General features: G+C 62.8%; 14 protein-coding genes. 9 read left to right on the top strand and 5 right to left on the bottom strand.

Annotation, left to right across the window (positions count from 1 at the left end; genetic code table 11):
• Positions 1 to 173: 173 nt before the first annotated feature.
• Positions 174 to 578, top strand: a complete 405-nt coding sequence (locus FQ705_RS29420) for a ribonuclease (protein WP_144147697.1) — start codon at positions 174 to 176, stop codon at positions 576 to 578.
• 16 nt (positions 579 to 594) lie between these two features.
• Positions 595 to 1,155: a barstar family protein gene (locus tag FQ705_RS29425; protein WP_144147700.1), complete on the top strand. Its 561-nt coding sequence runs from the start codon at positions 595 to 597 to the stop codon at positions 1,153 to 1,155.
• 96 nt (positions 1,156 to 1,251) lie between these two features.
• Here FQ705_RS29425 and FQ705_RS29430 read toward each other — a convergent pair whose 3' ends face one another.
• From FQ705_RS29430 to speE, 3 genes are all read right to left on the bottom strand, one after another.
• Positions 1,252 to 1,992 (bottom strand): 16S rRNA (uracil(1498)-N(3))-methyltransferase, encoded by a 741-nt coding sequence (locus FQ705_RS29430; RefSeq protein WP_144147703.1) that lies wholly within the window; start codon positions 1,990 to 1,992, stop codon positions 1,252 to 1,254.
• 19 nt (positions 1,993 to 2,011) lie between these two features.
• Positions 2,012 to 2,425 (bottom strand): VOC family protein, encoded by a 414-nt coding sequence (locus tag FQ705_RS29435; protein WP_144147706.1) that lies wholly within the window; start codon positions 2,423 to 2,425, stop codon positions 2,012 to 2,014.
• Positions 2,426 to 2,539: 114 nt separating this feature from the next.
• Positions 2,540 to 3,412: a polyamine aminopropyltransferase gene (speE, locus tag FQ705_RS29440; RefSeq protein ID WP_144147709.1), complete on the bottom strand. Its 873-nt coding sequence runs from the start codon at positions 3,410 to 3,412 to the stop codon at positions 2,540 to 2,542.
• 277 nt (positions 3,413 to 3,689) lie between these two features.
• Here speE and tkt point away from each other — a divergent pair, with 277 nt between their 5' ends.
• Both tkt and gap read left to right on the top strand, forming a co-directional pair.
• A complete protein-coding gene (tkt, locus tag FQ705_RS29445) occupies positions 3,690 to 5,711 on the top strand; it encodes a transketolase (RefSeq protein WP_144147712.1) in 2,022 nt (673 codons plus the stop codon).
• Between the two features lie 96 nt (positions 5,712 to 5,807).
• Positions 5,808 to 6,818, top strand: coding sequence for a type I glyceraldehyde-3-phosphate dehydrogenase (gene gap, locus FQ705_RS29450; RefSeq protein ID WP_144147715.1), 1,011 nt, complete (start codon positions 5,808 to 5,810; stop codon positions 6,816 to 6,818).
• Between the two features lie 90 nt (positions 6,819 to 6,908).
• Here the strand turns inward: gap and FQ705_RS29455 are convergent, their stop codons facing one another.
• Positions 6,909 to 7,601: a FadR/GntR family transcriptional regulator gene (locus FQ705_RS29455; RefSeq protein ID WP_144147718.1), complete on the bottom strand. Its 693-nt coding sequence runs from the start codon at positions 7,599 to 7,601 to the stop codon at positions 6,909 to 6,911.
• A 227-nt stretch (positions 7,602 to 7,828) separates the two neighbouring features.
• Between FQ705_RS29455 and FQ705_RS29460 the strand changes: the two genes are divergently transcribed.
• The 3 genes from FQ705_RS29460 (at position 7,829) to FQ705_RS29470 (ending at position 10,871) form a co-directional block, all read left to right on the top strand.
• The gene (locus FQ705_RS29460; RefSeq protein ID WP_144147721.1) at positions 7,829 to 9,157 is read left to right on the top strand and encodes a C4-dicarboxylate transporter DctA; all 1,329 of its coding nucleotides are present in this window, start codon (positions 7,829 to 7,831) and stop codon (positions 9,155 to 9,157) included.
• Positions 9,158 to 9,334: 177 nt separating this feature from the next.
• Positions 9,335 to 10,345 carry an allantoicase gene (gene alc / locus FQ705_RS29465; protein WP_144147724.1) on the top strand — a complete coding sequence of 337 codons (1,011 nt, stop codon included), beginning with the start codon at positions 9,335 to 9,337 and terminating at the stop codon, positions 10,343 to 10,345.
• 13 nt (positions 10,346 to 10,358) lie between these two features.
• A complete protein-coding gene (locus FQ705_RS29470) occupies positions 10,359 to 10,871 on the top strand; it encodes an ureidoglycolate lyase (protein ID WP_144147727.1) in 513 nt (170 codons plus the stop codon).
• A gap of 161 nt (positions 10,872 to 11,032) precedes the next feature.
• Here FQ705_RS29470 and fur read toward each other — a convergent pair whose 3' ends face one another.
• Positions 11,033 to 11,461, bottom strand: coding sequence for a ferric iron uptake transcriptional regulator (gene fur, locus FQ705_RS29475; protein WP_095418232.1), 429 nt, complete (start codon positions 11,459 to 11,461; stop codon positions 11,033 to 11,035).
• Positions 11,462 to 11,619: 158 nt separating this feature from the next.
• On the opposite strand from fur, the gene FQ705_RS29480 reads away from it, so the two are divergent.
• A complete protein-coding gene (locus FQ705_RS29480) occupies positions 11,620 to 12,450 on the top strand; it encodes an outer membrane protein assembly factor BamE (protein ID WP_144148316.1) in 831 nt (276 codons plus the stop codon).
• Between the two features lie 164 nt (positions 12,451 to 12,614).
• The gene (gene dapB, locus FQ705_RS29485) at positions 12,615 to 13,412 is read left to right on the top strand and encodes a 4-hydroxy-tetrahydrodipicolinate reductase (protein WP_144147732.1); all 798 of its coding nucleotides are present in this window, start codon (positions 12,615 to 12,617) and stop codon (positions 13,410 to 13,412) included.
• Positions 13,413 to 13,448: the final 36 nt, after the last annotated feature.

Here is a 13,448-nt window from a genome sequence, read left to right on the forward strand (position 1 = left end):
CGACTAAGCGATATATTCTGTCAAAAGTCGTCAAAGCCGCTGCTGGGGCCCTTTTCGGTCCGATCGGAGGGCTGGGGACGCCCGGAGAACGTTGATTCTCAACGCTAATAGCGATACCCTTACGACTTTCATGGTCGTCAAACTCGTGATCTAACAGCGGGGAACCCTGATACATGGCACGCAAGTGGCTGCGCTTGAAAGGCGTGCTGATCGGTGCTTTGACGCTGTGCGCAGTCTCCGGCTCCGTGCCTGGCGCGTTTGCGCGCGACTCCACGGTAGACGTGCCGGTGCAGGGCACGATCGCGTTGCCGACGTTGCCACGCGAAGCGGTCAATACATTGAACTTGATTGCCGCCGGCGGGCCTTACCCGTATGAGAAGGACGGCGTCGTATTCGGCAATCGCGAACGGTTGCTGCCGCCGCATCGGCGCGGCTACTACCACGAATACACCGTTCCCACGCCTCGCTCACGTAATCGCGGGGCGCGTCGCATCGTCTGCGGTGGTCCGCTACAGCGAACCGACAATTGTTATTACTCGGACGACCACTACACCAGTTTTAATCGTATTGTTGAATGACATCGGGATGAACGGCATGAGCGACAACGTCTACGCGCACGACTCCGGAGTCGCGACGGATCTTTTCGCGGCCGGCGACGGCAATTTGTTCCAACGCGTCATGCAGATGCGCGCCGGCGATCAGGGCCGCGAGAACCAGAGCGAAGCAGGCACTGTGGTTTCATCGAACGAGGAGCCCATGAGTCTTTTCAAGACCGTACGACCGAACATCGTACAGTCGATCCGCGCGTTTCGCGTGCAGGATCTAGCTGACGAAGCCAACCAACTCGGCCAGCATTTTCTGTATGCGTACTGTGCGAACGCTCAGTCCAAGCAGGAAGTGCTCGAGACGATCGCCACCTCGTTCCTGTTTCCGAAGCATTTCGGCAAAAATTACGACGCGCTTTACGATTGTCTGACCGATCTGGTTCATAAAGCTGGCGCGCAGCCCGGTTTCGTGATCGTGCTGGAACAATTGCCGGTCGCGCAGAAATTCGATAAGGAAGGGCGCGAAACGCTGCTCGACGTGTTCCGCGAAGCCGCCGAGTTCTGGGCCGAGCGCAAGGTCGCGTTCCGGGTGTTTTACTCGTTCGCCTGATCCGTTTGCCCAATGCAGCGCTTGCTGCAGCATGAAAAAGCCCGCCGATCGGCGGGCTTTTTCTTTGGATGACCGATTTGGCAGCCGATGCCTGCTTTACCAGGCGCCCCAGCGAGCAGCCAGCGCCGACAGCACCGCGATGCCCGCAGTTTCGGTGCGCAAGACACGCGGCCCGAGGCCGACTGCGGTGAAACCGTGATCGGTCGCCGCGGCTTCTTCGGCGGCGGAAAAGCCACCTTCCGGGCCGACCAGCACCGTCACGCGGCCTTGCGGCGGATTGGCCGGCAGGGCCGAAAAGCTGATGCTCGCGCGCGGCGACAGCAAAATCCGCAACTCGCCTTCTTCCGGCGCGCGCGGGAGGGCGCCGAGCCAGGTGGCGATTTCGCGCACCGGCATGACTTCGGGCAAGCGATTACGCCCGCACTGTTCGCACGATGCCCGAACAATCCCCTGCCAATGCGCATGCCGCCGTAGCGCTCGCTCGCCGCTCAGTCGCACGACGCTGCGCGTAGTGGTCAGCGGCACGAAGCAGGACGCGCCGAGTTCGACGGCCTTTTCGATCAGCCAGTCCATCTTGTCGCCGCCCGCAATGCCTTGCGCAAGCGTGAGCTGATACGGCGCTTCGACTTCGATGTCACGGAATTCGCGGATTTTGACTTGCGCCGAACGGCGTTCGACTTCGACGAGTTCGGCGCTGTATTCGCCGCCTTCGCCATTGAACAGCACGATCGAATCGCCCGGCTGCAGACGCAGCACGAGAATGTGGCGTACGACGTCATCGGGAAGCTGCATGATGTCGTCGGGTTGGAGCGGCGTACCGACGAAGAAGCGAGGCATCAGAAAAATACTCATTGGTTCAGGAAAGGTGGCGAGCGAGCGCCCAACGGTAGCCGTCCAGATCTTCGACCTGGGCGAACCGGTCGCCCCAGAACTGATCTTGTGGCTCGCTCAGCGATTTTGCCCCGGCGGCGAGCGCCCGGGTATAAACCGCGTCGACATCGTCGACATAGACATAGAACGATTGAGGCGCAATCGCGCCCGCGCTTTTCGGTGTTTTCGCCGCCGAGCCGAACGCGCCTTCCGGCGCGAACATCACGATCAACTGGCCCTGATAGATCATCTCGACATGCATGACGACACCGTCGTCCTGGACACTGTCGCGCACCGCGAAGCCGAAAGCCGCTTCGAAGAACGCGCTCGTGGCACGGGCGTCGCGCACCGTCAGATAAGGGGTCAACCAGGGCACACCGGCTGGGCGGGAGGCGGTCATGGGATTCTCCGGATCTTTGAGGTGGGCAGGATGCGTGCTGCGAGTCCAGCCGGACGGTCGTCTATCGATATGCCGATAGCGCGGTCCGACCGAACCGTGCATTGTGCCCACGCGTTAGCGGGATAGCTTTAAGAATTGACTTAGTTTATCGCGCACTGACGGGGATGCCGAGAGCAGTGCGGCGTGCATCGCCGGATCGTAGTGTTTCAGCGAATGGATTCGACGCGCGGCCAGGCGCTCGGCGAGCGTGGTTTCAGAAAGCGCAGCGGGGTCGAGCGTGTCGCTGGCGGTCGCCATCATCCAGAGCGAGCCGTACAGCGGCACGAACGCACTGATCGTGCGGACGATGGCGAACGCCTCGCGCAAGTCGTCGAGCAGGCCGGCGACGCGTTGCGCGTGGAAATGGGGCGAGCCGAGATGCACGGAGAGTGCGGCGAGCGGACTCATCACGCGTTTGAGCTGGGCGTAGAAGGACGGCGTGTAAAAACTCGCGGCGGGCGAGTCGGGCGGCGTGAGGTCGAATACCACCAGATCGAACTGCCCTGGCGCGGCCGCTGCCACGTAATGCGCGGCGTCACCGATGACGAGTTCGACGCGCGGGTCGTCTAAAGCACCGCCGTGGACCTCGGGCAAATGCTCGCGCGTCAGCCGGACGACCTGTTCATCGAGTTCCGCCACCACGATCCGCGCAATGTCGGGATGTTTGAGCAATTGCCGCGCGGCGCCGCCGTCCCCGCCGCCCAGCACCAGTGCCGCTCGCGGCGACGGATGCGTCAGCGCGGCCGGATGCACCATGCATTCGTGATAGATGAACTCGTCGCCGGTGGACGTCATCGGGCGTCCGTCGAGCGTGAAGAGGCGGCCGAGCTGCGGCGTGTCCCAGACCTCGATCCGCTGATAAGGCGAATCGACGAGCGCGAGCCGCTGCGCCTGCGGAAATCCGTAGACGGCGTCGAGGCTCGGGTGGAACAACAGCGGTGCACTCACGACAGGCGGGCTCCGGCTGGAGCGTGGTGGTTCAGGTTGCTCAATTGTAAAGGCCGAAGCGCGGCGCGGTCCGGCGGCCCGCTCGCGTCGCAGGACGACGCGCCTTTCCGAACCGGCCCCGCCATCAACGTCTGCTAGAATGTCACGCTTTCAGCCTTGTCCGTTTGCTCTGCCCGTTTCGCGTCTGCTGGCGCCGCATCGTGCGCCGGGGCAAGTGGCCGCCGAGCATCCGGGACTCAAGCGCACTCCGCTTTCTGACTCTGTCTTCGGACTCGACATGACGACCCCGTCTCCCGCACCCACCTCCCTGATGGCCAACGCAATCCGTGCGCTGGCCATGGACGCCGTTCAAAAAGCAAATTCCGGCCACCCCGGCATGCCGATGGGCATGGCCGAAATCGGCGTGGCTTTGTGGTCGCGTCATCTGCGCCACAACCCGAAGAATCCGCAATGGTTCGATCGCGACCGTTTTGTGCTGTCGAACGGTCACGGCTCGATGCTGCTGTACTCGCTGCTGCATCTCACCGGCTACGATCTGCCGATCGAAGAGCTGAAGAACTTCCGCCAGATGCATTCGAAGACGCCGGGTCACCCGGAATACGGCATCACGCCGGGCGTCGAAACAACCACCGGGCCGCTCGGCCAGGGTCTGGCAAACGCGGTCGGCATGGCGCTCGCCGAGTCGCTGCTCGCGACCGAATTCAACAAGCCTGACGCATCGATCGTCGACCACCACACGTACGTGTTCGTCGGCGACGGTTGCCTGATGGAAGGCATCTCGCACGAAGCCTGCTCGCTCGCCGGCGTGCTGAAGCTGAACAAGCTGATCGCGTTCTACGACGACAACGGCATCTCGATCGACGGCGAAGTGGTCAACTGGTTCCACGACGATACGCCCAAGCGCTTCGAAGCCTATGGCTGGAACGTGGTCCCGAACGTGGTCGGCCACGACGTCGACGCAGTCGATGCGGCGATCAAGCAAGCCAAGCTGTCCGACAAGCCGACGCTGATCTGCTGCAAGACCGTGATCGGCGAAGGCGCGCCGACCAAGGCCGGCAGCCACGATTCGCACGGCGCGCCGCTCGGCGACAAGGAAATCGCGGCAACGCGCGAAGCGATCGGCTGGAAGTGGGAGCCGTTCGTCATTCCGCAGGAAGTCTATGCAGCGTGGGACGCGAAGGAAGCGGGCGCGCGCATCGAATCGGATTGGGACAAGTCGTTCGCCGCCTACCAGGCCAAGTACCCGACGGAAGCCGCCGAGTTCACGCGCCGCATGGCCAAGCAATTGCCGGCCGACTGGGCAGAGAAGGCGCAGGCGATCATCGCCGGCGCGAACGAACGCGCGGAAACCATCGCGACGCGTAAGGCTTCGCAACAGGCTATCGAAGGTTTGTCGACCGTGCTGCCGGAACTGCTCGGCGGCTCCGCCGACCTGACCGGTTCGAACCTGACCAACTGGAAGGCCGCCAAGCCCGTGCGGGTGAACGCTGAAGGCAAGGCCGCCGGCAACTACGTCAACTACGGCGTGCGCGAATTCGGCATGAGCGCCGCGATCAACGGCGTCGCGCTGCATGGCGGCTTCAAGGCCTTCGGCGGCACGTTCCTGACGTTCTCGGACTACAGCCGCAACGCGCTGCGCGTCGCCGCGCTGATGCACGCACCGTCGATCTTCGTGTTCACGCACGACTCGATCGGTCTCGGCGAAGACGGTCCGACCCATCAGTCGATCGAACAGGTATCGAGCCTGCGTCTGATCCCGAATCTGCAAGTGTGGCGCCCGGCCGATACGGTGGAAACGGCGGTGTCCTGGACCCACGCGGTCGAGCATCACGGTCCGTCGGTCCTGATCTTCAGCCGTCAGAACCTGCTGTTCTCGGAGCGCACGGACGCGCAGATCGCCAACATCGCGAAGGGCGGTTACGTGCTGCGCGACTGGAACGACGAGATCCCCGCGCGCAAGATCATCCTGATCGCCACGGGTTCGGAAGTCGAACTGGCGCTCAACGCAGTCGAGCCGCTGGCACGCGAAGGCATTGGCGCCCGCGTCGTGTCGATGCCGTCCACCACGGTGTTCGACAAGCAGGACGCCGAGTACCGCGAGCGCGTGTTGCCGCAGGGCGTGCGCCGCGTTGCGATCGAAGCGGGCGTGACGGATTTCTGGCGCAAGTACGTGGGTCTGGAAGGCGGCGTGGTCGGGATCGACACGTTTGGCGAATCGGCCCCGGCTGGCGTGTTGTTCAAGCATTTCGGCTTCACCGTCGAGCACGTGGTAGAGACGGCCAAAGCCGCACTCGGCTGATCCTGGTCAGGCGTTGCCGGTCCGCGTGCGAACGCACGGCAACGTCGTCAGTCAGACGGATAGAGACGTATTTTTTTAGCCATCAGGAGATAGACCATGACGATTCGCGTCGCAATCAACGGCTACGGCCGGATCGGCCGCAACACGCTGCGCGCCTTCTATGAAAACGGCAAGAAGCACGATATCGAAATCGTCGCCATCAACGATCTCGGCGATGCCAAGACCAATGCTCACCTGACGCAGTACGACACCGCGCACGGCAAGTTCCCGGGCGAAGTGTCGGTAGATGGCGACTACCTGGTCGTCAACGGCGACAAGATTCGCGTGCTCGCGAACCGCAACCCGGCTGAACTGCCGTGGGGCGAGCTGAACGTCGACGTCGTGCTGGAATGCACGGGCTTTTTCACGACCAAGGAAAAGGCGAGCGCGCACATCAAGGGTGGCGCGAAGAAGGTCATCATCTCGGCGCCGGGCGGTAAGGATGTCGACGCGACGATCGTCTACGGCGTGAACCATCACGTGCTGAAGGCATCGGACACGGTGATCTCGAACGCATCGTGCACGACCAACTGCCTGGCACCGCTCGTCAAGCCGCTGAACGACAAGATCGGCCTCGTGAACGGCCTGATGACGACGATCCACGCGTACACGAACGACCAGGTTCTGACGGACGTGTACCACGAAGACCTGCGCCGCGCGCGCTCGGCGACGCACAGCCAGATCCCGACCAAGACCGGCGCTGCGTCGGCGGTCGGCCTGGTGCTGCCGGAACTGAACGGCAAGCTGGACGGCTACGCGATTCGCGTCCCGACGATCAACGTGTCGGTGGTCGACCTGTCGTTCATCGCCGCGCGCGACACGACGGTCGAAGAAGTCAACGCGATCATGAAGGAAGCGTCGGAAGGCTCGCTGAAGGGCATCCTCGGTTACAACGAGGCACCGCTGGTGTCGATCGACTTCAACCACAACCCGGCTTCGTCGACGTTCGACTCGACGCTGACCAAGGTGTCGGGCCGTCTGGTGAAGGTGTCGAGCTGGTACGACAACGAGTGGGGCTTCTCGAACCGCATGCTGGACACGGCCGTGGCATTGGCCAACGCGAAGTAAGGTATTGCGCTTCGTGTCTTGCCTCGCAACGCCGGCTTCGAGCCGGTGGCGGGGGCAAAGGCAAAAAAGCCGCTCTTCGGAGCGGCTTTTTTATGCTTGCGGCGTCGGGAAATAAACGCCGGCGCGCTGCGCGGCGTTGGAGATGTGCGTCTCGATCGCCTTGCCAGCTGCCGATGAGTCGCGTGCCTTCAGGGCGTCCAGGATCGCGCGATGCTCCGTGTACGTGGACAGCACCAACTCGCGCCGGTAAAACGGCATGCGCTGACTTTCCTTCATGACCTCCGCGCTGCTGCTCAGGATCGACTCGATTGCCGCGTTGCCGGCAATGCTCACGATCCGCATGTGGAAGTCGTAGTCGAGGCGAGCGGCTTCGTCGAGTTCGTCGCAGGCGAGCGCCGTTTGCATAGCCGTGATGTTCTCTTCGAACCAGGCGAGGTCGGAATCGCTCACCGCCAACGCCGCCATGCGCGCGATAAAGCCTTCCAGCGCGAAGCGCATCTGATACGTGTCGGGCAGCGACGATTGCTCCGCGAAGCGCCACGGTTGCGCGCTTGCCGCTTGCGCACTTTCCACATAAACGCCTTTGCCGGGGCGAATCAGCAGTAGACCGAGCGCTTCCAGCGTGGAGAGTGCCTCGCGCAACGACGCGCGGCTGATAGACAGTTCTTCCGAGAGCTGACGCTGCGCCGGCAACAGGCTACCCACCGGATAGACGCCCGCCTCGATCCGCTCGCGGATGATCGCGATGGCGGCGTCGGTCACGGTATGCGGGACGTTTTTCATTGTGGCTCACTTGAAGGTCCGGTCTGACCAGCATTCTAATACGCGGTCCGAACTGTCGTGCAGCTTGCTATTTACCGCCATTGATCCGATCTGAAACAGCGGGAAAAACAACGGGTAAACACTGTTCTATGAATCCTTGACGTCAGTATATCGGCTTCCTACTATTCTCCATAACAGCACTGGTCGGACCAGTCTGAACAGATGTTTTTAGAAACCAGGAGGAAGCCGTGTTGAAATTTTTCAATTCGCTGTTTGGCCGGGTCGTCATAGCGTTGGTGGCGGGCATCGTGATCGGCGCGATATTTCCGCATTTCGCCCAATCGCTGCGCCCGCTCGGCGACGGCTTTCTCAAGCTGATCAAAATGGTGATCGGCCCGATTGTGTTCTGTGTCGTGGTGAGCGGCATGGCGCACGCCGGCGATCTGCGCAAAGTGGGACGCGTCGGTTTGAAGGCGGTGGTCTATTTCGAGGCGATGACGACCATCGCGCTCGTGATCGGCGCTGTGCTGGCATACGCCACGCGGCCGGGCGTCGGCATGAACATCGACCTGCATTCGCTCGATCCCGCCTCGCTCGCGACATATACCGAAAACGCCAAGAGCCTGAAGGACACGGCGGGCTTTCTGCTGAAGATCATCCCCGACACGGCGATCAACGCGTTCGCGACCGGCGACATCCTGCAAATCCTTGTGTTCTCGGTGTTGTTCGGCTCGGCGCTGTCCTTGCTCGGCAAGAAGGCCGAGCGCGTAAGCAGTTTGATCGACGAACTGTCGCAAGTGTTTTTTCGTGTGATGGGTTTCATCATCAAGTTGGCGCCGCTCGGCGTGCTCGGCGCGATCGCGTTCACCACCGGCACGTACGGCGTCGAGTCGCTCAAGCAACTCGGCATGCTGGTACTCGTGTTCTACGCGAGCTGCATCGTGTTCGTGGTGGTCGTGCTGGGCGTCGTCATGCGGCTTGCCGGCTTCAGCATCTTCAAGCTGATTCGCTATCTGCGCGAGGAACTGTCGATCGTGCTCGGCACCGCTTCGTCCGATGCCGTGCTGCCGCAGATCATGCGCAAGCTCGAATGGATGGGCGTGAAGGATTCGACCGTCGGCCTCGTCATTCCGACCGGTTACTCCTTCAATCTCGATGGCTTTTCGATCTATCTCACGCTTGCGGTGATTTTCATCGCGCAGGCCACCAATACGCCGCTGTCGCTGCATGACCTGATCGTGGTGGTGCTGGTGTCGCTGGTGACGTCGAAGGGCGCGCACGGCATTCCAGGCTCGGCGATCGTGATTCTGGCCGCCACCCTGTCCGCGATTCCGGCGATTCCCGTGCTTGGCCTCGTGCTGATCCTGCCGGTCGACTGGTTCGTCGGCATTGCGCGCGCGTTGACTAACCTGATCGGCAATTGCGTGGCGACGGTGGTGGTCGCCGTGTGGGAAAACGATATCGACCGGGCGCGTGCGCATCGCGTGCTGAATCGCGATGCGGCGCTGCGTTTCGTGCCGGCCGGCGAGGACTCGAATAGGGAACCGGCTGCTGGGAGCCATGCCCCGGCTGTTTGATAAACGGCGATTCACGGCGATGGTCTCGGCGCGCTTCGCGCCAGACCGAGCGCTACTGACCGACCCGCGCCCGTCGAACCGGCGCCCCATGATTGCGCGCCAACGGCGCGCGTTCCCTGTGCCGGCGGATCGCATGAACCGCCGGCCCTTCAACCTCTTCGCTGCCTGACCGAGACTATGGCCAATCCGATCGTCGACCCAAACGCTCCCGTTTTCACGCGTCGTTACATGAATCTCGCCGATCCGCGTCTGGGCGCAAAAGCGCTCTATGCCAGCGACGAATTCTTCGCGCCGAAGGAACGCATGCTGGAACCGCAACCGGCGGTGTTCATCCCCGGCAAATACGACGACCACGGTAAGTGGATGGACGGTTGGGAAACCCGTCGCAAGCGCACCACCGGCCACGACTCTTGCGTGATCCGGCTGGCGCGGCCAGGCGTCGTGTACGGCGTCGATCTGGATACGAGTCATTTCACCGGCAATTTTCCGCCGGCGGCATCGATCGATGCCTGTTACGTGGACGGCGACGTACCGCCCGACAACGCCGACTGGCAAACGCTGGTGCCGGCCACCACGCTGCAGGGCAACCAGCATCACTACGTCGGCGTGAACGACGCGCGCGCCTTCACGCACCTGCGCGTGAACCTGTTCCCCGACGGCGGTCTCGCGCGCCTGCGTGTGTACGGCCAGCCGAAACGCGACTGGGAGCGCGTCGAGCGCGGCACGCTGCTCGATCTCGCCGCTATTGAAAACGGTGCGTATCTGGTTGCCGCGAACAACCAGCATTTCGGACCCGCCTCGCAGATGCTGATGCCAGACCGCGGCGTCGACATGGGCGACGGCTGGGAAACGCGCCGCCGCCGTGAACCGGGCAACGACTGGGCGATCGTCGCGCTCGCGCGGCCGGGCGTGATCCGCAAAATCGAAGTGGACACGGCGCACTTCAAGGGCAATTTCCCCGACCGCTGCTCGCTGCAAGCCGCCTCGGTGACGGGTGGCACGGACGATTCGCTCGTCACGCAGGCGATGTTCTGGCCGCTGCTGCTCGACGAGCAGAAACTGCAAATGGATCACGTGCACGCGTTCACGGACGGCGTCGCATCGCTCGGCCCGGTGACGCATGTGCGTTTCAATATCTTTCCCGACGGCGGCGTGTCGCGCCTGCGTTTGTGGGGCGAACTCGCCTGACGGAGTGGCGTCGGTGAAGACATTGCAGATAGAACGTCTGACGCGAGCGGCGTTCGCGCCGTTCGGCGACGTGATCGAGCTCGACGGTGCGCGCCATTTCCCGATCAACGGCGGCACGACCGAGCGCTTTCACGACCTCGCGACGGTCGATGTGGCGGAGCAGAGTGGCCGTCCGTTGATCAACCTGTTTCGTGCGCAACCGCGTGCATGGCCGGTCGAACTCGCGCTGATGGAGCGGCATCCGCTCGGCAGTCAGGCTTTCATTCCCTTAACCGCGTGCCGTTATCTGGTGGTGGTCGCGCCGGCCGGCGACTTCGACCCGGCGGCCATGCGCGCCTTCTGGACCGAGACGTGGCAAGGGGTGAACTATGCGAAGGGCGTCTGGCATCATCCGCTGCTGGCGCTCGATCAGGTGTGCGATTTCATCGTGGTGGACCGCGGCGGCGCGCAACCCAATTGCGATGAATTGCCATTGACCGAAGCCTGGCGGCTTGCTGTCGAACCGCTGGCCGAACTGACGGAGTAGGCGCGAGGCAGAAGCGCGGCAACCTCGCCGCAACAGCATGGCAACCGCGCGGCATCCTCCCCGCAACCTCGCCGCAAACGCCAAAAGGCCCGGTCGATTCGCATCGGCCGGGCCTTTTCCTGCCTACCTGGCCGCGCACCCCGGCGCGGCCAGACATCGCGTCAATGCTTGCGATGCGGGCAATTTTCCTTGATGCAGGCACCGTACAGCGCGAGCGCGTGTTCCTGCAGCTTGAAGCCGCGTTCCTTCGCAATGGACTGCTGACGGCTTTCGATTTCCGAGTCGAAAAATTCTTCGACGAGCCCGCAATCGAGGCACACGAGGTGGTCGTGGTGCGACCCTTCGTTCAGTTCGAACACCGCTTTACCCGACTCGAAGTTGCTGCGCGACAGCAGGCCGGCCTGCTCGAACTGCGTCAGCACGCGATACACGGTTGCCAGGCCGATATCGAGTTCTTCGTGCAACAGGTTGCGGTACACATCTTCGGCCGTCAGGTGACGCACCGGGCTGTGCTGGAAAATCTCAAGGATTTTGAGGCGCGGAAGGGTCGCCTTGAGCCCGATATTCTTGAGATCGGTTGGATTGGTCATGACAAGGGATCCCTAGAGTACAATGCTGGGCTCTCATAGTAATGTGTTTTTGCCGTTCTGGTCATCTTCGATGGAATGAAACTCGCGCGGCTCGTCAACGGGCCCGCACGGTGAGTGAAATGATTTCAAAATCTCAATTGATCTACCGGGGGAGCCGCATGCGGGGTACCTTGATCGCTGTTGCGACTGTCGCGGTTCTTGCCGGATGTTCCACTTACGACAGCCTGACACAGCGCGTTGCCCAAAGCATCACGCCGTACCGGATTACGGTGGTGCAAGGCAATTTCGTCTCAGCGGAGGCCGCTGCGCAAATGCAGGTCGGCATGACGCGGGCGCAAGTGAAGCAGTTGCTGGGCACACCGCTTCTGACCGACATGTTCCATGCGGACCGCTGGGACTACGTGTTCTATTTCAAGCGCGGCTCGACTAGCGTCGTGCAGCAGCGCGATTTCGTGGTGATGTTCACGGGCGACCTTGTCGCGAGCTGGACGGGCGGTGCCGACTTGCCGTCCAACCTGGAGTTGCTGGCAGAAATCGACGGCGACAAGCTGGGCAAGAAGAAGGCCGCGGCGTTGCTGTCGGCGAGCAGCGCGAGTGCTGCGAGCGCGCCGGCTGCTGCCGCATCGGCCACGCAGGCCGCCGCAGCACCCGCAGCCGCAAGCGCGGCCGCCGTGCCGTCGACGGACGCCAACGCAGAAGCGGCGCAAGCCGCCAACCGCGCGACCAATGCGGTGCCTTCGTCCACCGGTTCGCGGCCGAGCGTGCCGTCGGCGCCGACCGCCAATGGCGGTGGCATTCCCTCGCAAGGCCCGACCTCGGCGGGGCAGCCGCAGTTCCAGTTCCATCGTCCGCCGCCGCCGCAAAATCCGAATACGGACAACAGCAATCCGGTCGGCCCGACGGGTCCGCAGAGCAGCAACGGCGGCCCGACGCATAACGCGCCGCTGACTTCGTCGTCGTCCTCGTCGACTTCGGGAACGGGCGGCTAATCGCGCTGTCCGTGTATTAAGACGTGTCGTCGCGCGGGCTTGCCAGCCTTGCGCGGCGCGCGTCGGATTCTCCGCTTTTCCGTCATGTGCGGCGCACGGGTGTGCTGCCCGCCGCCGCTTTTACCCGCTTCAGCCGGGTTGTGCCTTCTCGAACCCTCGTAGCCATGAAAATTGCCATTGCTGGCGCATCGGGCCGTATGGGCCGCATGCTCATCGAAACCGTCCTTAACGATGCTGACGCCACGCTGTCCGGCGCGCTCGACCGTGCGGGCTCCCCGCAACTCGGTCAGGATGCCGGCGCGTTTCTCGGCAAACAGACGGGCGTCCTGCTTACCGACGACGTCGAACGTGTGTTCGCCGAATCCGACTATCTGATCGACTTCACGCGCCCCGAGGGCACGCTGATGCATCTGGAAGCGGCGCAGCGTCACAACGTGAAAATGGTGATCGGCACGACCGGCTTCGACAACGAACAGAAGGCGCTGCTGCGCGCCGCGGCGGACAAGGTCGCTATCATGTTCTCGTCGAACATGAGCGTCGGCGTGAATGTCACGCTGAAGCTGCTGGAGTACGCGGCCAGGCATTTCGCGAACGGCTACGACATCGAAATCATCGAGGCGCATCACCGTCACAAGGTCGATGCGCCGTCCGGCACGGCATTGACGATGGGCGAGGTGATCGCTCACGCGCTCGGCCGCAATCTCGACGACTGCGCGGTCTATAGCCGCGAAGGCGTCACCGGCGAGCGTGATCCGTCCACGATCGGGTTTTCGGCGATTCGCGGTGGCGACATCGTCGGCGATCACACGGTGATGTTCGCGGGGATCGGCGAGCGTATCGAAATCACGCACAAATCGGCGAGCCGTCTGTCGTATGCGCAAGGCGCGCTTCGTGCTGTGCGTTTCCTCGAAGGCCACCCAACCGGTTTCTTCGACATGCAGGACGTGCTCGGCCTGCGTTGAGCCAGTCTCGAGCGCTAGCTGCGGCGGCACGCCCTA

Origin of the sequence: Paraburkholderia sp. BCC1884, from assembly GCF_900996225.1 — a bacterium.
Taxonomy (GTDB): domain Bacteria; phylum Pseudomonadota; class Gammaproteobacteria; order Burkholderiales; family Burkholderiaceae; genus Paraburkholderia.